This window comes from Ignavibacteria bacterium (assembly GCA_041649015.1).
Lineage (GTDB): Bacteria > Bacteroidota > Ignavibacteria > Tepidaquicellales > Tepidaquicellaceae > CAIKZJ01.
The window spans coordinates 168,103-185,184 of record JBAZNU010000006.1 but is presented as its reverse complement, the minus strand read 5'-3'; the positions used below and the strand labels follow the sequence as shown (position 1 = coordinate 185,184).

Here is a 17,082-nt window from a genome sequence, read left to right as displayed (position 1 = left end):
TCAGATAAACTATGATTATTTACAAACAAGCGGTTTTAAACAACGGGCTAAGGCTTGTTATGAGCAGGAAATCTGAGATTCCTAACGTAATTATAAATTCATGTTTCCATGTTGGGTCAAAAGATGAGGACCCAAATAAGACGGGTATGTCACACCTTCTTGAACATCTTATGTTTTCAGGTTCAGAGAATATTCCCGGAGGGAAATTTGATGAAATTCTACACGCAAACGGGGGTGAAAGCAATGCATTCACGACTCAGGATTATACGAGTTATTATCTGACAATTCCTTCATCAAAGCTGGAACTTGGTATGTGGCTTGATTCGGACAGGTATGCAAGTTTTCCTGTCACTGAAGAGGGGCTTGAAGTTCAGAGAAAGGTTGTGATCGAAGAAAAAATGCAGACTCATGACAATTCCCCCTTTGGTTCGCTCGAATATGAAAGTGCGAAACGGCTTTTTAAAAAGAGCGGTTATAGATGGGAGATTATTGGCGATGAGAATCATATTAAAAATTTATCTCTAAAAGATATAGAAAACTTTTATAACAGTTTTTACAATCCTGCTAACATGGTATTAACCGTAGTTGGGGATATAGATTATGATGAGACTTATGATTTAGCGGATAGTTATTACGGCAGTATAAAAACTAATGCAAGTATGGCTGAAAGAACATATTCAGAGGAGATTATTGAAAATGAAATTGAAGATGAAATCGAAGATAACATTACACTTCCCGCGAGGTTTATAATGTACAGAACTCCCGCTTTGGGAACGAAAGAATTCTATGCTTTCAGGCTAATGTGCGTCGGTCTTTCTTCGGGGGAAAGTTCAAATGTTTATAGGTCTCTGGTTAGAACTGATTTAACTACTGAATCATATCTTTCGAATCAGGGTATGGAGTTTGAGAGTATTTTCAGCTTTAATAGTTTTCTGAATAAGGGTGTAAAGATTTCCCAAGTCTCGAAAAGTATGGATAACATAATATCAAATCTCAAAATGAACGGTTTGACGGATTTTGAAATCAGGAAATCTGTAAACAAAGTCCTGACATCATATTATCTCAAAATTCAGCAATCGATGAATTTGTCTAATCATCTTGCTTTCTATAAACTTTTTTTCAATGATTGCGAAATGATTAACAACGAAATAAAAATATTTGAAAATATCAGTAATCAGGATATAAAAAAGTATGCGGAAGAATATCTTGACAGTAAAAAAAGAGTTGCCCTGAATTATATTCCCGGGAAGAAGGTGGAATCATGATAGACAGAACAAAAATACCCGCCGTTAAACCTTCAGGAGATATTCATTTCCCCGAATTCACGATTACTAATCTGTTATCCGGTATTAAGGTTTATCTTGTTAATGACAATAGATACCCCGTGACAACAGTCAGGATTATGATAAAAGCTGGTTCCTATAATGATTACTTCACCGATGAGTATAAAGCGGGTACGGCAACGCTAACCGGAGAACTGCTGTCGAAAGGAACTAAACACTCAAACGCTTTGCAGATTGCAGAGAATATCGATGTAACGGGTTCACTTTTTGCATCAGGTTTTGGGTATGATGGAACATTTCTAACCCTTACTTCATATAAAGATAATTCAATCACTCTCCTGAATTTAATTTCAGACATGATTTTAAATTCAACTTTTCCCGATGACGAATTGAATAGTAAAAAAGAGCAAATCATTAATTCGCTTATATCAATGCAGGATGAAGGTTCATATCTTGCAGAAAGAATATTCAAATATAATCATTACAAGGATACACCTTATCAATATGACCCCGATGGTTATATAGAATCCCTGAAACAGATTACTGTCAAGGATTTAAAGAAATTCTCTGAAAAATACTACAATTCAGAAAATATTATAATTGCCATTGTCGGCGATTTTGACGAGGGAAATATACTCCGTACCCTTGAACAAAAATTTTCAAACGTATCTAAAGATTCTCATGTTGATTATTTTGATTTTAAAGATACAGATAACGGAAAAGGAGTAGTTTATCTAAAAGAGAAGAAGGATGCCTCGCAAACAAGCCTATTTTTAGGACATTCGGGTATAAAACGAAACAATGATGACTATATTTATGTAACATTCTTAAACAATCTGCTGGGCGGTTCTTTCGTTTCACGGATTAATAAAAACCTAAGAGAAAAAAACGGTTTAACCTATGGAGCTCGGACATCTTTTAATGCTAAAATGCATTCAGGAGATTTCACGATTGAAACTGAAATTAATACTGAGAAAACGGGATTTGCAATTGAAGAAATATTAAAAGAATTAAATGATATTAGGGAAAATTTTGTTAGTGATGAAGAGATGGAAAATACAAAGAATTACATCTCGGGCAACTATCCCTTGCAGCTTGAAACATCCAACGCAGTATCGGGAAAGCTTATGACGATGGAATTGTATGGATTTGAAAAAGACTATTTCGATACTTACCTTAGTAAGGTAAATAATATAACTAAAGAGAAAGTTAAAGAAACAGCCTTAAATTACCTGCACCCCGATAAGCTTAAATTTGTTGCTGTTGGTGATATCAACAAGCTTGAAAAGCAGTGCCGTAAATTCGGAAATGTGGAAATAATAAATAAAATTAAGTAAATATTATGAACAATAATATGTCTGATGCTGAAAAGATTGAAGAACTAAACAGAAAATATAAACTTCTTAATTCTGAGGTCGAAAAAATAATTGTAGGTCAAAAGAAAGTTCTGCAGGATATTATAATAACAATACTCTCGAAAGGGCATTGTCTGCTAATCGGTGTCCCGGGTCTCGCGAAAACTCTCATTGTTAGAACTTTCTCGGAAGCACTTGAACTTAAATTCAGCAGGATTCAGTTTACTCCCGACCTTATGCCCTCGGATATTGTCGGTACCGAAATCCTTGATGAAGATGGCGCAGGCAGCAAGAGATTTAAATTCTTGAAAGGACCGGTTTTTGCAAACATGATTCTTGCGGATGAAATAAACAGAACTCCCCCTAAGACTCAATCGGCTTTACTCGAGGCTATGCAGGAGCATAAAGTTACAGCGGGTGGGGTCTCTTATTCACTCGAAGAACCTTTCTTTGTTTTGGCTACTCAGAATCCTATAGAACAGGAAGGAACTTATCCACTGCCCGAGGCGCAGCTTGATAGGTTTATGTATAATGTCTGGCTTGATTATCCTTCAGTGGATGATGAGATTGAAATCGTTAAAAGAACAACCGGTGTAGGTTTGCATAATGTTCAGCCAGTATTCCATCGTGAAGAAATAATTGATTTTCAGGAACTCGTTAGAAAGGTTCCTGTATCGGATGAATTAATGAAGTATGCCGTAGAAGTTGTGAATAAAACAAGACCTGAATCGTCATCATCTCCACAATTTGTTAAAGATTATATTAGATGGGGGGCAGGTCCGAGAGCTTCCCAGTATTTAATCCTCGGTGCAAAAGCGCTCGCAGCAATCGAGGGCAGGTACACACCCTCAAGAGAAGACGTGAAGTCGGTCTCAGATTCTGTTTTAAGACATAGGCTTATTCTGAATTTTAATGCTGAAGCTGACAGCGTAAAAGTTGATGAACTAATCAAAAAGTTAATCGGGAATAATTTATAATTTGATTATTAGGATTAAATTGTTTGATAATTATTTAATTGCTATTTTATAAAAAATAAAACTAAATCTCTAAAAATATGTGTGGAATTGTAGGTTATATAGGTAAGAAAAACTCTCTGCCTATTATTATAGAAGGTCTGAAAAGACTGGAATACAGGGGGTATGACTCCGCCGGAGTGTCGATTATTAACAACCAAAACAAAATTCTGAATTTCAAAAAAGCCGGTAGAGTCGGCGAAATGCATGACGCTATAGATAAGGATTTGTTCCAGGGTTCAATCGGTATCGGTCATACAAGATGGGCTACTCACGGGGAACCTAACGATGTTAATGCTCATCCTCATTTTGATATGGATGGAAATATTATAATCGTGCATAATGGGATAATAGAAAATTATAAGATGCTTAAGTCAAAACTAACTGAAGAAGGTTTCTTGTTTTCAACCGATACGGATACAGAAATATTAGCAAACCTGATTAATTATTATTTCAGACAAACTAATGATTTTGAAGAGTCGGTTCGCTTAGCTTTAAACGATGTTGAAGGCACTTATGGTTTAGCTTGCCTTTGTTCTAAAGAGCCTGATAAGATTGTTGTCGCCAGAAACGGCAGCCCGCTCTTACTTGGTGTTGGAAAAGAAGAAACCATCGTTTCGTCCGATGCATCGGCAGTTATCAATTACTCGAAAAATGTAGTATATCTCGAAGATGGTGATATGGCGATAATTACTAAGAATGGATTTAATATGAAAACCATTCACGATGTAAGAATTTTCAGAGAAGCACACGAAATAGATTTCCTTGTAGATGAGATTGAAAAAGGGGGATACGAACATTACATGCTTAAAGAGATTTGCGAACAACCCGATACTATTCAAAACACTTACAGGGGAAGAATTAATTTTGAAACAGGTGTTGCAAAACTCGGTGGTTTGGATTCTGTGTTTGAAAGAATGCTGAATGCAAAAAGGTTTATTATTACTGCCTGCGGAACAGCATGGCATGCGGCTCTTGTTGGAGAGTACATGATTGAGCAGTTCTGCAGAATACCCGTCGAAGTTGAGTATGCGTCTGAATTCCGGTACAGAAGACCTATAATAAATAAAGACGATATTATTATTGCGATTAGTCAAAGCGGTGAAACCGCTGATACTCTCGCTGCTTTAAGGGAAGCTAAAAAATTTGGAGCTACTACTGTCGGAATAGTAAACGTTATCGGAAGCACGATAGCAAGAGAAGTCGATGCAGGAACTTACATTCATGCTGGACCTGAAATAGGTGTAGCCTCAACAAAAGCTTTTACTTGTCAGGTTATGTCTTTGGCTCTTATTACTATTATGCTTTCTGAAGCAAGGAACACTCTTTCTCGTGAATCTTTAATCGAAATTGCTGATGAGCTTAAGCAAATACCGGATAAAATTAGTCAGATGATTGCTCTGAAAGACGATGTTAAGAAGGTTGCAAATGTTTTTAAGAATTCTGAAAATTTCTTGTACCTCGGCAGGGGATACAATTTCCCGGTTGCTTTGGAAGGTGCTTTGAAGTTAAAAGAAATTTCATACATTCACGCAGAAGGGTATCCAGCAGCAGAAATGAAGCATGGACCTATTGCACTTATAGATGAAAACATGCCCGTTGTTTTTATAGCTCCTCAGGATAGAACTTACGACAAAATTATTTCAAACATAGAAGAAGTTAAAGCACGTAAAGGAAAGATAATAGCTCTCGCTAGCGACGGCGACGAAAATATTAATACTTATGCTGACTATGTCCTTAGAGTACCAAAGACTCTCGCACTATTTGCACCGATACTAAATGTAATACCGCTGCAATTCTTGTCTTACTACGTTGCTGCTGCTCGCGGCTGTAATGTTGACCAGCCGAGAAATCTTGCTAAGAGCGTAACTGTAGAATAATTATTAATATTTAATTTGTTGATAATAAAAACGGGGCTGTATGCCCCGTTTAATTTTTATTTTGATGTAAACTTACTTTACCATGACCAACTTCCTCACAGCAATATAATCCTTTCCCTCGTTCACGAGTATTCTTGCGTAATAAATTCCGCTTGGTAAATCTGATGCGTTCCATTTTATCGTATGATTTCCTGCCGTATAAAATTCATTCGTTAATAATGAAACCTCTTTCCCCGATACATCAAAGATTTTTAAAACTACGTGTGATGCTTCTTTAAGGTCAAAACTAATCTTCGTCTCAGGATTGAATGGATTTGGATAGTTCTGATACAGCTCAAATCTGCTAATAGTTACTTCGTTGGGATTTATTCTGGTAAATGTAGATTTTAGTTTTACGTTATACGTAACGGCTGAATCCGTGAAAACCTGTATTCCGGTTACCGTTTTTGAAAAATAATTCGGAGCAGTAAAAGTTAATGAATATGTGCCGGGAGCAAGCATCCTGTGATAATCACCGCATACTGAATCCGAATAAATCCATGTTGAATCGTTTTGTCCGACCGTGTATATTTTTGCTTTGATGGGTGCACCCGAAACAGAGTCTGTAACAATACCGCGAACACCGTTTAATGACTCTTTTATAAAATAAAGGAAAGACCTGAAATTATAATTCCAGTATGTAGGAAGGTTTGCCTGAGGAACCATCTTTGTGCTTGATATTTCAAGACATACTTCTCTGCCTCCCGCAAAATATGTAATATAATCCTGTCTGCCTCCGTAAACATAATACCACGAGTATCCGTTAACTATTCCGGGGATGTTGGGATAACCTAAATTATCATCAAGATATGATGAAGGTGAATATCTGTGAACTGTATCAACATACCTTCTTCCAAGGTTTATGTACCAGGCGTCGTCTGGATGAAGTGCAGCTTTGCAATCCCATGGATAATTAAACACTTCAGCTCCCCCGTGAAAATTCATCGATAAAGTAAAGTTAAACTGTCTCATCAGGTTCATCATAACTATCGTCTCCGGCTGCCACGTTCCCGTCGGATTAGGACCTGCTACCGGGTCGGGGAAGTTTCTGTTTATGTCTATTGAATTAGCATTATACCGCCATGCACCTGATACTGTGTTGTCTCCGCCGTGGTAAGTTCCGTCAGGATTCGCGAGAGGATTAATCCAGATTTCGCAATTTTTTGCAAGGTTAGTAATTAATGCGCTGTTTCCATTGCCGCTTAAAAGTGTGTCAATAAGTCTTAACATCAACACATATCCTGTCGTTTCATCGCCGTGCATTGATGACGTGTACATGAATCTCGGCTTTGGTTTTCTGAAATTAACACTGTCGCTAATCACTGCAAATAAGATCTGTCTACCCTGAACCGTTGTCCCTGCATTATGAATCCTGCATACATTGGGATATGATGCCGCAAAATTGTTCATCATAGTAATATATGCGGAATAAGTTGGGTAAACATTCCATGCTGTTATTTGTCCTACATTATCTGATGTTATAATATTCTCCGCATCACCCGGATGTTTCAGCAATTCAAAATCAATTCCTTGCGTTGAAAAGTAATCCATTTCTTCTGAGTTTGCATAAGCATAAACTTCAAAATAAAATACGCGGTTCAATACGTTGTCAATAGATATGTGTTTCCCAAGTTCAATAACTCTATCCTTTGAGTTTAAGTTAAACCTGAAATACAATTCTCCCTTAGTCTTTAAGCTGTATTCAACTTTATCTTTCTGTGATGTATAGCTTTTTAAATTTTGAGAGTAAGAATTGCTCGTGATAATTATTGCAATTAACAGGAAAAGAGGCAGAAATTTATTCATTTGAGTATTATTTTAAATATTTATTGTTAAAATTACTAAATTATATCCCATTTAGAAATGTAAAACAGCATTATTTATCTGAATGCCATCGATGTATTTGATATATTGTAGCTTTTATCAGTTCAAATCATAATTCGGCTATTCTTTCTGCATACCGATTTTTTTACTGTTTTTATTATTGATGTTACAATTTTCTTGAAAATTGGATTTGTTTTTAATTTGAATGTAATTCTTAAATTTCATATATTTACTATTCTTGTAAAAACACTAAAAACTTTATTTTTATATTATGCCTGAAAGCGGCGCTAATATTGGTAAAATAATTCAAGTTATAGGTCCGGTTATTGACGTGGACTTCAGCGAAGGCAAGCTTCCTGAAATTAATAACGCTCTTAGAATTAACAGGATTAATCTCGAAGGCGTTGAAGAAGTTCTGGTTACGGAAGTGCAGCAGCATCTCGGTGAAAACAGAGTCAGAACTGTTGCAATGGATTCAACTGACGGTTTGGTTAGAGGTATGGATGTTATAGATACGGGCGAACCAATCATGATTCCTGTCGGACAGGAGGTCCTTGGAAGACTTATTAATGTTATCGGTGATACAATCGACGGAAAAGAACCGCTGAAGACAAGTATGAAATATCCCATTCACCGCGACCCTCCTAAAATGACAGCTCTTTCTACAAAGAGAGAAATGTTTGAAACAGGTATTAAAGTCATTGACTTAATCGAACCCTATACAAAGGGCGGTAAAACAGGACTTTTCGGCGGTGCTGGAGTTGGTAAAACGGTTATCATTCAGGAGCTTATTCATAACATCGCAAAACAGCATGGCGGTTATTCGGTGTTTGCAGGTGTTGGCGAAAGAACAAGAGAAGGAAACGACTTATATCTCGAAATGACTGAGTCAGGTGTTATTAAAAACACCGCTCTCGTATTCGGTCAGATGAATGAACCCCCGGGTGCCAGACAGAGAATCGGTTTAACAGGTTTGACTATCGCCGAATACTTTAGGGATGAACTCGGAAAAGATGTTCTTTTATTTATAGATAATATTTTCAGATTTACACAGGCTGGCTCGGAAGTATCTGCTCTGCTCGGGCGTATGCCTTCCGCAGTAGGATATCAGCCGACTCTTGCAACGGAAATGGGTCAGTTACAGGAAAGAATCACATCGACTATGAAAGGTTCGATTACATCTATTCAGGCGGTTTACGTTCCTGCTGACGACTATACAGACCCGGCTCCCGCAACTACGTTTGCTCACCTTGACGCTACAACAGAACTGTCTAGAAAGATTACCGAGCTTGGTATTTATCCTGCGGTTGATCCGTTAACATCAACCTCAAGAATTCTCGATCCGTTAATCGTAGGTGACGAGCATTACAACGTAGCTCAGGGCGTGAAAAAGATTCTTCAGAATTATCAGGACCTTCAGGATATTATTAACATTCTTGGTATCGATGAGCTTTCAGACGATGATAAAATAGTTGTTGCAAGAGCAAGAAGAATTCAACGATTCCTTTCTCAACCGTTCGCTGTTGCAGAACAGTTTACTGGCTTGCAGGGAAGATACGTTAGACTTGAAGATACAATCAAAGGTTTTAAAGGTATATTGAACGGTGATTATGACGATTTACCCGAGCAGGCATTTATGCTCGTCGGTACGATTGAAGATGCTATTGAAAAAGCTAAAAAGCTCAGGGATTAATTCTTAATATTTAGAATTTGGACAAACTTCTTGATATTGAAATTGTCAGCCCCGAAAAGCTGGTGTATAAAGGAACGGGAAAAGTACTTACTGTTCCCGGTGTTGACGGAAGGTTTCAGGTTTTGAACATGCATGCTGCTATGATCTCGATGTTTGAAGTCGGTATTATAACAGTAGAAGACGAAAAGGGTGAAAAGATAAACTTTTCTACCCGTGGAGGTGTTGCAGAAGTAAAGAAGAATAAAATAGTCGTACTCGCAGATGCAGCGGAAGCTAAAGAGGATATTGATATTGAAAGAGCACAGAAATCGATGGATAGAGCAAACGAAAGACTTAAAGAAGGCGGCAAAGATATTGACAGGGAACGTGCAAAATTTTCTATGCAAAGAGCCCACATCAGATTAAAAGTCGCCGGTGTTCTAAAATAAAATTAGTTGTTAACTATCGACTAAAAGAGGGGATGTAGCTCAGGCGAGCAATGCCTTTTAAGGTTGGGTCAAAGGTTTGATTAATAAAGTTTTGGATAGGGGATGTAGCTCAGGGGTAGAGCAACTGCCTTTTAAGCAGTGGGTCGGAGGTTCGATTCCTCCCATCCTCACAAGAAACCGAATATGAAATTATTCGGTTTCTTCATTTTACAAATAGAAGATGTATACGATTGATAGGCAATCCCGACTAAATCATTTTAAGTCCTCATTAAAAATATTATTGCCGTTGCCTTCAGGCAACGGATCATATGGCACTCTAAATTCTTCAGCTTTTATCTACTAATTTTTCTACTTAATATAAATTTCTTATTAAGTATTTTCGTAAAAATAATTTTCTCATATGAACAGCATAAGCAGTAAAGCAAAGATTGGAAATAATGTAGATATAAAAAGTTTCGTCACTATAGATGACGACGTAGAAATCGGAAACAATGTTTATTTGGGTCCCTGTGTATACGTTGGTAATGGTTCCAGAATCTCCGACAACGTAAAAATCTTTCACGGAGGCAGCATTGCCTCTCACCCCCATTCCACAAGCTTTGCTGATGAAATATCAACAGTCGAAATTGGCGAAGGTACTCTCATAAAAGAATTCTCTACAATCAGCAGAGCTACTAAATACAGCTCTCGAACTATTGTCGGAAAGAACTGCTACATAATGAATTACGTCCACGTTGCACATGATAACATTATTGGCGATAACGTTGTACTTACCAACGGTGTGGGACTGGGAGGTCACGTAACCATCGGCTCACACACAACTATTGGCGGTCTTGTTGGTGTTCATCAGTTTTGTAAAATTGGCGAATACTGCATGATTGAATCCAACACAAAAGTTACTAAGGATATACCGCCATTCACCTTGGTTGGCAGAGCGCCCCAAAGATTCATTGGTTTAAATTATATCGGTCTAAAAAGAATTGGTTTTACAATAGAATCTATTTCAAAAATAAAAGAAGCTTACAGAATTATATACGACCCTAAACTAAACTTTAAAGACTCACTCAAAAAACTGACTGACGAAATGGAAATTATAGATGAAGTAAAAGTAATTCACGATTTCATACTAAAGTCCGAAAGAGGTCTCATTCCCAAAATATAATCCTCATCCCGATATTCCTTGTGATCATCATTTATTCCGACTTCTTTTTAAGACATAAAATATCTTTACAAAAAATAAACTACATTTATCCTGCTGTAATATCAGTTATTTAACCTCAATATGCATTCAATATACCTTTAGCATGCCTTTTTCATACCTTTTTATTGTCTGTTCTCCTCGATTTAACCTCAATCTTTCCTCGATTACTCATAAATTACATATCGATTATCTATTTTCAACACTTTTTAATTGCTATATCTTAATATAGCTCGGTTAACAAATCAAATAATTGGAACCGCCCGCGGTAAAATTGGTAATCTTGTCTTAAAAGCAAAAAAGACAGGTTAAAGTATAGTCTATCCGCTTAACCCGAACAGAAAAAAAGCTGATTCCAAAAAGGCAATCGCTCACAATAACCGCTTCAGAACCATAAATAAATTTGCTTCTTCTGTTAACGATCCTGATTTGTTAAAAGAAATATGGCGTAGCAAAAAAGAGTTGAAAGGCAAGAATGCTTACAATAAGATTCATAGTTTTAATTATAAGTATTCTAATCCGGAGTTCATGTCTTCTGCCGCCGCTATTGTACCCGATGGTATCCACTGCATTCTTTCGGACTTTCAATATACCAAAGATAAAGTAGAAATTACTGTCCTGCCCGTGAAAAAGTTGTTTTATTTGATAAACCCTCCGTTTGTAGCCGTCTGTATGATTTATCTTAATTCTCCAGCCTCAAACCGCAATGGTCGTAAGGTTCTGGATAATGATGTTTACATTACCCTGGAACAAGAATTCAATGACCTCAGTTTCTCCATTGGTAAACCATCTGTCATAAAATTTAGAGAGTATAAAAATGAGTTCGGGATAATAGACAAATATCGCAGAGTCAGAATTTTCTTTTCTCTAATTTTTAATTCTAATAACGGTGATCGGCTTTGGACTAAATCCCCAAGTTACCTCTTGAAAGGTGCAGAACTCGATCTTGAACATGAGAATCTTATAAAAATGAACAAAGAGGAGACTACAAGAAAAAGAAATGCACCTTCAGAACCTTACTTCAAACTCTCCCGCAGATAAACTTATTAAGAAGATATTATTTACAATGAATAATAATCCTTTCCTTGACTTCTCAATATGGACTGCCAAAGATTTCTATATTTCTTTCTAAATCCTTACTTTTATTTTTGTTTGAATATTACCCAAAAGTGTATTGCAGGTATTACGTATTAATAGCGGGAATGATTATTATATATTCATGATTATTTTGGATTTTTTATAATTATTACATGTTTTATATTTTCGAAAAATAAATAAATATTAACATGATTGATAACATTTTAGACAAAGCAAAAGAAGCCGCTAAAGGCGCCGTTTCAGGAGTTACAGAACAGATAATAAGTTTCAAGGATAATTATCTTGGTGATGAACAGGACGAATTAAATGAAGAATTTAAGGATGCCGGCTCAGGAAAAGTAAAGGAAATTATGGACAGCATTACGGAATCAATGTCACTGATTACTTCTTCGGGTTATGAGTTTAAGGGTTTAGGTGTTGCTCTCGGTCTTGTTCCTTCTATTTCGCTTACTTTCCATTATCAAACGGAAATTACGGAAGATGAAAGAAATTCTATTCTCCAACAGGCAGAGGATAAGAAGACTGTGAAAATTGTTCTTAAGATGCTTTTTAAAGCCGGCGATTTCTACCGCTCTATTAAACTCGGTGGTTATGCCCTCGATGCTGTTGAAATGAAACTTGGTTTATCCCTCGGTATGAGTCTTACATTTAAGAAAATATCATAATTGTTTGAGACCTGCTGTTCCATAAGAACAGCAGGTTTGTTATACAATCGACTTGTACGAATATTTCTTATTAAACAAATTCAGATCATCAAGCACTCTCATAAGTTCAACTACATCCCTCGCTGATTTCTTTACCATATTCATTTCTTCATCATTCAGTTTTAATTCGATAACTTTTTCAATTCCGTTCTTTCCAAGTACCACAGGAACTCCAAGATGCAAATCCTTCAGCCCGTATTCACCATTTAGCGCTGCGCATACAGGGAAAATTCTTCTCTGATTTTTTACAACGGCTTCTGTCATCTGTGCAGCTGCCGCACCTGGTGCATACCATGCTGAGGTTCCCATTAAATTAACAAGCTCTCCGCCACCTTTCTTTGTCCTGTCAATTATTCCGTCAAGTGTTGCCTTGTCAAGCAGCTCATTTATCGGTATTCCTGAAACCGTTGTGTACCTCGGAAGGGGAACCATTGAATCACCGTGTCCGCCCATTAGTATTGCATGTATGCTCTTAGGCGATATGTTTAATGCTTCTGCTATAAATGATTTATACCTGGCAGTATCTAATATTCCTGCCATTCCGAATATTTTGTTGGATGGTATTCCGTCTGCCGCTAAAAATGCAGCGTATGTCATCACGTCAAGTGGATTTGAGACAATTATCAGTATCGCTTCCGGTGAATATTTTACAATCTTCTCGGTTACATCTTTAACTATTAATGCATTCGTCTTAATCAGGTCGTCCCTGCTCATCCCCGGTTTTCGCGGTAATCCCGCTGTTATTACAACAACTTGTGAATCTTTAGTATCTTCATATTCCTCTCCTGCCGCATTTATTCTCGTGTCAAAGCTAAGTATAGGTGAAGTCTGCCATAAATCAAGCGCCTTTCCTTTCGTAACATCTTTGTTCAAATCTACAATTACTAATTCTTCAGCAAGTTCTTTCACCGCTATTTCATTCGCACATGTCGCACCAACGTTTCCCGCTCCGACTACTGTTATTTTCATTACTCGTCCTTTCTGTTTTTTTAGTAAATGCTTGCTACAGTTATTATAACAATAATATTATTGTTTAAGTAATTTTTGAGTATCAGTTTTCTGTCTTCAGATATTCAAGTATCTTACTTGCATTAGTTACATTCGCATCTTGTGGATTCATTCTTACTTTCATTTCTACTAATAATTTTATTGCTGCTTTATTTTAATTTATCTTCCCATCTGGATTTAACTCACTGTTTGTATTCTGGTGTTAAAATTTCACCAAGCTCCTTGTATGTAAACTTCAACTCAGTCGGTCCTACAGCATAAGGGGCTATCTCATAATTGTTGTAAAAGAAATTGATACCCTCTTTCGTGAGCATAAAGTTGTCGTTATACTTTAAAAAATTATCAAATAAATAACCTTTCTCACTATCAAGCCTGTCTGTTTCCTTAAGATTTTTTAACTCTCTGTATTTCTTATCAATTAACTTATTAAGCTTTACTTCAAATCCAATGCTGAATAAATCAGTTAATTTTAATAGTTTACCCGATTTAGGATTGAAGACAAAGTATCTCGCATAACTGTTTGGATGAGCACCGCCAGTATTTATATAATACTCCACACTCAGAGATAAAGCTGTAGGTTTATTGTAAACCACACTGCAGTTTATGTCAAGTGCATATACTAAAGGAAAATCTGGTGATGCATCTTTCATAGCATTCTCATAGTCTGTAAAGAATGTCTTGGCTAATCCCTCCGGATTCTTATTGTTGCTGCTTCCTTCTACAGTAAAAATACTGTCTGCTATATATGTATCAATTATTTTGTTTATCTCAGCTGCACTGCTTCCGCTGAACACTGGATAAGAAACCTTTAAATAAGAACATTTCTCCTCTGTTTCTTTACAGTCTTTATATGTTTTCTTAAAGATTTTACTTTCAAAAACAATGCTGTCAGATGTCTTTACGTCTTGTTTCGCTGAACCTGTTGTTTTATTCATTGTATCGCTTTGTTTTCCGCAGCCAATAACAATAAACACCACGATAATAAATATTGATATGTGTCTCATTAGTCTATTTTTAAATTTAATTTATACAATCGTATTTATTTGTTCCCTTTAAGAATATCCCTTATCTCTGTGAGCAGTTTTTCTTCGGTTGTTGGCTCTGGAGGTGGAGCAGGTGCCTCTTCTTTTTGTTTGTTGGCTTTCTGATATGCCTTTAAAGCAATGAAAATACAAAAACCAATTATCAGAAAATCGAAAATATTTTGTATGAAAGCTCCGTAATTCAATGAGACTTCTGCAACTGCTGGTGTTACTGTCTGTGTTCCGCTCATAAGAGCATCTTTGCCGCTTTGTAACACAAGTTTCAACTCTTTAAAGTCAACTTTCCCAAGCAATAATCCTATTGGCGGCATTAGGATATCATTCACAAATGAAGTGATAACCTTACCGAATGCTCCTCCGATAATTACAGCAACTGCAAGGTCAATTATATTTCCCTTCATTATGAATTCCTTAAACTCTTTTATAATTGACATGATAGAATAATTAGTTTTTAAAAACAAAGATAAGTATTTAAAATTAAATAAAAAACAATCTATGTATCTAATATTACATATAAATATCCTGTAATGATAATCTCAAATTTATTTACGTATTAACAAAAACAGTAATTAAACAATGAGGCAAAATTATATACACTATGGTAGTCTCTCAGGTGATTATAATATACATTGAAAAAATCCACTAAAACAGATATATTTATCTGATTAAATTAACAAAATATATGAAAAGAACTATTATTACAATAGACGAACAAAAATGCAACGGATGCGAAGAATGTGTCAATGGTTGCAATGAAGGTGCGTTGCAGATGATTGACGGAAAAGCTCGGCTCGTAAGCGAACTTTATTGTGATGGACTCGGTGCTTGTATCGGTACTTGTCCGGAAGGTGCCATTACTCTCGAAGAGAGGGAAGCTGAGCCCTACAGTGAATATGCTGTAATGAATCGAATTTCAACGATGGGAGAAAAGGTTATCTTGGCTCATTTGAAACACCTTAAAGACCATAATGAGATTGGCTATTTAAATGAGGGTATTGAATTCTTGAAAGAGAAATCCATTAATGTTACCCTTAATTCTTTGTTTGAACCGAAGTTAAACATAGTCAAAAATAATGAACCTCAGCATACAGGTTGTCCCGGCTCCAGACAGAAAACTTTTTCCAATATTCCGAATGTGGCTGTCGATGATACAGTTGGTTCTGAGTTAACTCACTGGCCGATTCAACTTCACCTAATAAATCCTAATGCATCCCATTTTAATAACTGTGATTTGCTGATTGCAGCCGATTGCGTACCATTTAGTATCTCAAATTTCCATTCGAAGTTTCTAAAGAATAAAAAGCTCGTAATAGCATGTCCAAAACTGGATTCAGGAAAAGAAATCTATATGGAGAAATTAAGAGTGCTGATTGAAGAGTCAAAGATAAATACTTTAAATGTCGTAATTATGGAAGTTCCTTGCTGCAGCGGTTTACTAAAACTTGCTCAGTTATCTGTTGAATCATCGAACAGGAAAGTTCCCATTAAATACACCGTTGTAGGAATTCAGGGTGATATTAAAGTAGAAGAATGGTTGTAGAATAGGTTTTTAAAATTGTTAAATCAATCGATGATTTAAGATTAATTTTCTTACTCGCTGAGTATTCCTAAACCCTGTCTTACTATGGTAATGTCACCGTCAGAACAATCAATAACGGTCGAAGGAGTTCTTTTCCCGGGTCCTCCATCAATTACGATATCAACTCTTTTCTTAAAAACTTCATAAATAAGTTCAGGATCATTGATGTAATCATCATTATCGTATATATCGTGTATAGATGTGGATGTTATAGGATTGCCTAATTCTTTTACTATTCCTCTGCATATTAAGTTATCCGGTACCCTTATTCCTACAGTTTTTTTCTTGCTCTTGAATATTTTCGGTACATTGCTGTCTGCTTTGAGAATAAAAGTAAATGCACCCGGTAAGTGTTTCTTCATTATTCTGTATAGCGGTGTATCTATGCTGAAAACAAAGTCTGAAAGATGGCTTAAATCATAACATACTAAAGAGTAATTTGCTGTCTTAATATTAATATTCTTTATTCTGCTTATTCTTTCTATTGCATCATGATTGTTTATATCGCATCCCATCGAATACACCGTATCCGTCGGATAAATTATTATTCCGCCGTCTTTTAAGCATTCGGTTACCATTTTTATTTTTCTTTCTTCGGGATTTTCGGGATGTATATGTAGAAACATGTATTTATTTAGTAATTGTGGTTTAATATATCGTCTTTGATAAGAAATAATAGGTTATCTACTATTGCATCATTATTTTCCTTGTTTGATTGGCTTTCAGTTACAGCTTGGCTTGTTTTGTTGATTAAATTACCATCGAGATATCCGCTCGCAACGTAGTTTTCTCCGTCAAATTCAACCATGATACGGAATTTCTTTAAACCTTTTTCTAATATTTCTTCTTTAATAACCAATGTTTTAAATCAACTATCTAAATTAATCATTTTTTTAACTAAAAAATGCAACATAATATTTACATTTTTGTACAAATT

Annotated in this window: 16 protein-coding genes and 1 tRNA gene; 11 read left to right on the top strand and 6 right to left on the bottom strand. The window is 36.1% G+C overall.

The window, feature by feature from the left end:
- Positions 1–11 precede the first annotated feature (11 nt).
- The 4 genes from WC644_11085 (at position 12) to glmS (ending at position 5,531) form a co-directional block, all read left to right on the top strand.
- The gene (locus WC644_11085) at positions 12–1,265 is read left to right on the top strand and encodes a pitrilysin family protein (GenBank protein MFA5012480.1); all 1,254 of its coding nucleotides are present in this window, start codon (positions 12–14) and stop codon (positions 1,263–1,265) included.
- Entirely contained in the window at positions 1,262–2,620 is a 1,359-nt protein-coding gene (locus WC644_11080; protein ID MFA5012479.1) for a pitrilysin family protein, read from the top strand. Before WC644_11085 ends, WC644_11080 begins: the two co-directional genes overlap by 4 nt.
- 5 nt (positions 2,621–2,625) lie before the next feature.
- The gene (locus tag WC644_11075; GenBank protein MFA5012478.1) at positions 2,626–3,615 is read left to right on the top strand and encodes a MoxR family ATPase; all 990 of its coding nucleotides are present in this window, start codon (positions 2,626–2,628) and stop codon (positions 3,613–3,615) included.
- A 77-nt stretch (positions 3,616–3,692) separates the two neighbouring features.
- Complete coding sequence (gene glmS / locus WC644_11070; protein ID MFA5012477.1) at positions 3,693–5,531, top strand: glutamine--fructose-6-phosphate transaminase (isomerizing); 1,839 nt, start codon at positions 3,693–3,695, stop codon at positions 5,529–5,531.
- Positions 5,532–5,603: 72 nt separating this feature from the next.
- Here the strand turns inward: glmS and WC644_11065 are convergent, their stop codons facing one another.
- Entirely contained in the window at positions 5,604–7,376 is a 1,773-nt protein-coding gene (locus WC644_11065; GenBank protein MFA5012476.1) for a M14 family zinc carboxypeptidase, read from the bottom strand.
- Positions 7,377–7,665: 289 nt separating this feature from the next.
- Between WC644_11065 and atpD the strand changes: the two genes are divergently transcribed.
- The 6 genes from atpD to WC644_11035 all read left to right on the top strand — a co-directional run bounded on the left by atpD (position 7,666) and on the right by WC644_11035 (position 12,476).
- Positions 7,666–9,087 (top strand): F0F1 ATP synthase subunit beta, encoded by a 1,422-nt coding sequence (gene atpD, locus WC644_11060; GenBank protein ID MFA5012475.1) that lies wholly within the window; start codon positions 7,666–7,668, stop codon positions 9,085–9,087.
- A gap of 17 nt (positions 9,088–9,104) precedes the next feature.
- Entirely contained in the window at positions 9,105–9,515 is a 411-nt protein-coding gene (gene atpC, locus WC644_11055) for an ATP synthase F1 subunit epsilon (GenBank protein ID MFA5012474.1), read from the top strand.
- A 98-nt stretch (positions 9,516–9,613) separates the two neighbouring features.
- Positions 9,614–9,685 (top strand) — tRNA-Lys (locus WC644_11050).
- Positions 9,686–9,915: 230 nt separating this feature from the next.
- Positions 9,916–10,677 carry an acyl-ACP--UDP-N-acetylglucosamine O-acyltransferase gene (gene lpxA, locus WC644_11045; GenBank protein MFA5012473.1) on the top strand — a complete coding sequence of 254 codons (762 nt, stop codon included), beginning with the start codon at positions 9,916–9,918 and terminating at the stop codon, positions 10,675–10,677.
- Between the two features lie 465 nt (positions 10,678–11,142).
- Positions 11,143–11,754: a hypothetical protein gene (locus WC644_11040; GenBank protein MFA5012472.1), complete on the top strand. Its 612-nt coding sequence runs from the start codon at positions 11,143–11,145 to the stop codon at positions 11,752–11,754.
- Between the two features lie 245 nt (positions 11,755–11,999).
- On the top strand, positions 12,000–12,476 hold the full coding sequence (locus tag WC644_11035) for a hypothetical protein (GenBank protein ID MFA5012471.1): 477 nt from the start codon (positions 12,000–12,002) through the stop codon (positions 12,474–12,476).
- Between the two features lie 39 nt (positions 12,477–12,515).
- On the opposite strand, the gene mdh is transcribed toward WC644_11035, so the two are convergent.
- From mdh to mscL, 3 genes are all read right to left on the bottom strand, one after another.
- A complete protein-coding gene (mdh, locus tag WC644_11030; GenBank protein MFA5012470.1) occupies positions 12,516–13,484 on the bottom strand; it encodes a malate dehydrogenase in 969 nt (322 codons plus the stop codon).
- Between the two features lie 221 nt (positions 13,485–13,705).
- Complete coding sequence (locus WC644_11025) at positions 13,706–14,527, bottom strand: DUF3298 and DUF4163 domain-containing protein (GenBank protein MFA5012469.1); 822 nt, start codon at positions 14,525–14,527, stop codon at positions 13,706–13,708.
- A 35-nt stretch (positions 14,528–14,562) separates the two neighbouring features.
- Positions 14,563–15,000, bottom strand: a complete 438-nt coding sequence (gene mscL / locus WC644_11020; GenBank protein MFA5012468.1) for a large-conductance mechanosensitive channel protein MscL — start codon at positions 14,998–15,000, stop codon at positions 14,563–14,565.
- Between the two features lie 248 nt (positions 15,001–15,248).
- On the opposite strand from mscL, the gene WC644_11015 reads away from it, so the two are divergent.
- Complete coding sequence (locus WC644_11015; GenBank protein MFA5012467.1) at positions 15,249–16,106, top strand: 4Fe-4S dicluster domain-containing protein; 858 nt, start codon at positions 15,249–15,251, stop codon at positions 16,104–16,106.
- 50 nt (positions 16,107–16,156) lie between these two features.
- On the opposite strand, the gene WC644_11010 is transcribed toward WC644_11015, so the two are convergent.
- Together WC644_11010 and WC644_11005 are read right to left on the bottom strand one after the other, a co-directional pair.
- A complete protein-coding gene (locus WC644_11010; protein ID MFA5012466.1) occupies positions 16,157–16,771 on the bottom strand; it encodes an L-threonylcarbamoyladenylate synthase in 615 nt (204 codons plus the stop codon).
- Between the two features lie 8 nt (positions 16,772–16,779).
- Positions 16,780–16,953 (bottom strand): hypothetical protein, encoded by a 174-nt coding sequence (locus tag WC644_11005; protein ID MFA5012465.1) that lies wholly within the window; start codon positions 16,951–16,953, stop codon positions 16,780–16,782.
- Between the last annotated feature and the right edge of the window lie 129 nt (positions 16,954–17,082).

Bases quoted from the DNA above. Each gene is read 5' to 3' on its own strand.
- WC644_11085 (MFA5012480.1), top strand. From the start codon at position 12: ATGATTATTTACAAACAAGCGGTTTTAAACAACGGGCTAAGGCTTGTT.
- WC644_11080 (MFA5012479.1), top strand. From the start codon at position 1,262: ATGATAGACAGAACAAAAATACCCGCCGTTAAACCTTCAGGAGATATT.
- WC644_11075 (MFA5012478.1), top strand. From the start codon at position 2,626: ATGAACAATAATATGTCTGATGCTGAAAAGATTGAAGAACTAAACAGA.
- glmS (MFA5012477.1), top strand. From the start codon at position 3,693: ATGTGTGGAATTGTAGGTTATATAGGTAAGAAAAACTCTCTGCCTATT.
- WC644_11065 (MFA5012476.1), bottom strand. From the start codon at position 7,376: ATGAATAAATTTCTGCCTCTTTTCCTGTTAATTGCAATAATTATCACG.
- atpD (MFA5012475.1), top strand. From the start codon at position 7,666: ATGCCTGAAAGCGGCGCTAATATTGGTAAAATAATTCAAGTTATAGGT.
- lpxA (MFA5012473.1), top strand. From the start codon at position 9,916: ATGAACAGCATAAGCAGTAAAGCAAAGATTGGAAATAATGTAGATATA.
- WC644_11035 (MFA5012471.1), top strand. From the start codon at position 12,000: ATGATTGATAACATTTTAGACAAAGCAAAAGAAGCCGCTAAAGGCGCC.
- mdh (MFA5012470.1), bottom strand. From the start codon at position 13,484: ATGAAAATAACAGTAGTCGGAGCGGGAAACGTTGGTGCGACATGTGCG.
- WC644_11025 (MFA5012469.1), bottom strand. From the start codon at position 14,527: ATGAGACACATATCAATATTTATTATCGTGGTGTTTATTGTTATTGGC.
- mscL (MFA5012468.1), bottom strand. From the start codon at position 15,000: ATGTCAATTATAAAAGAGTTTAAGGAATTCATAATGAAGGGAAATATA.
- WC644_11015 (MFA5012467.1), top strand. From the start codon at position 15,249: ATGAAAAGAACTATTATTACAATAGACGAACAAAAATGCAACGGATGC.
- WC644_11010 (MFA5012466.1), bottom strand. From the start codon at position 16,771: ATGTTTCTACATATACATCCCGAAAATCCCGAAGAAAGAAAAATAAAA.
- WC644_11005 (MFA5012465.1), bottom strand. From the start codon at position 16,953: ATGGTTGAATTTGACGGAGAAAACTACGTTGCGAGCGGATATCTCGAT.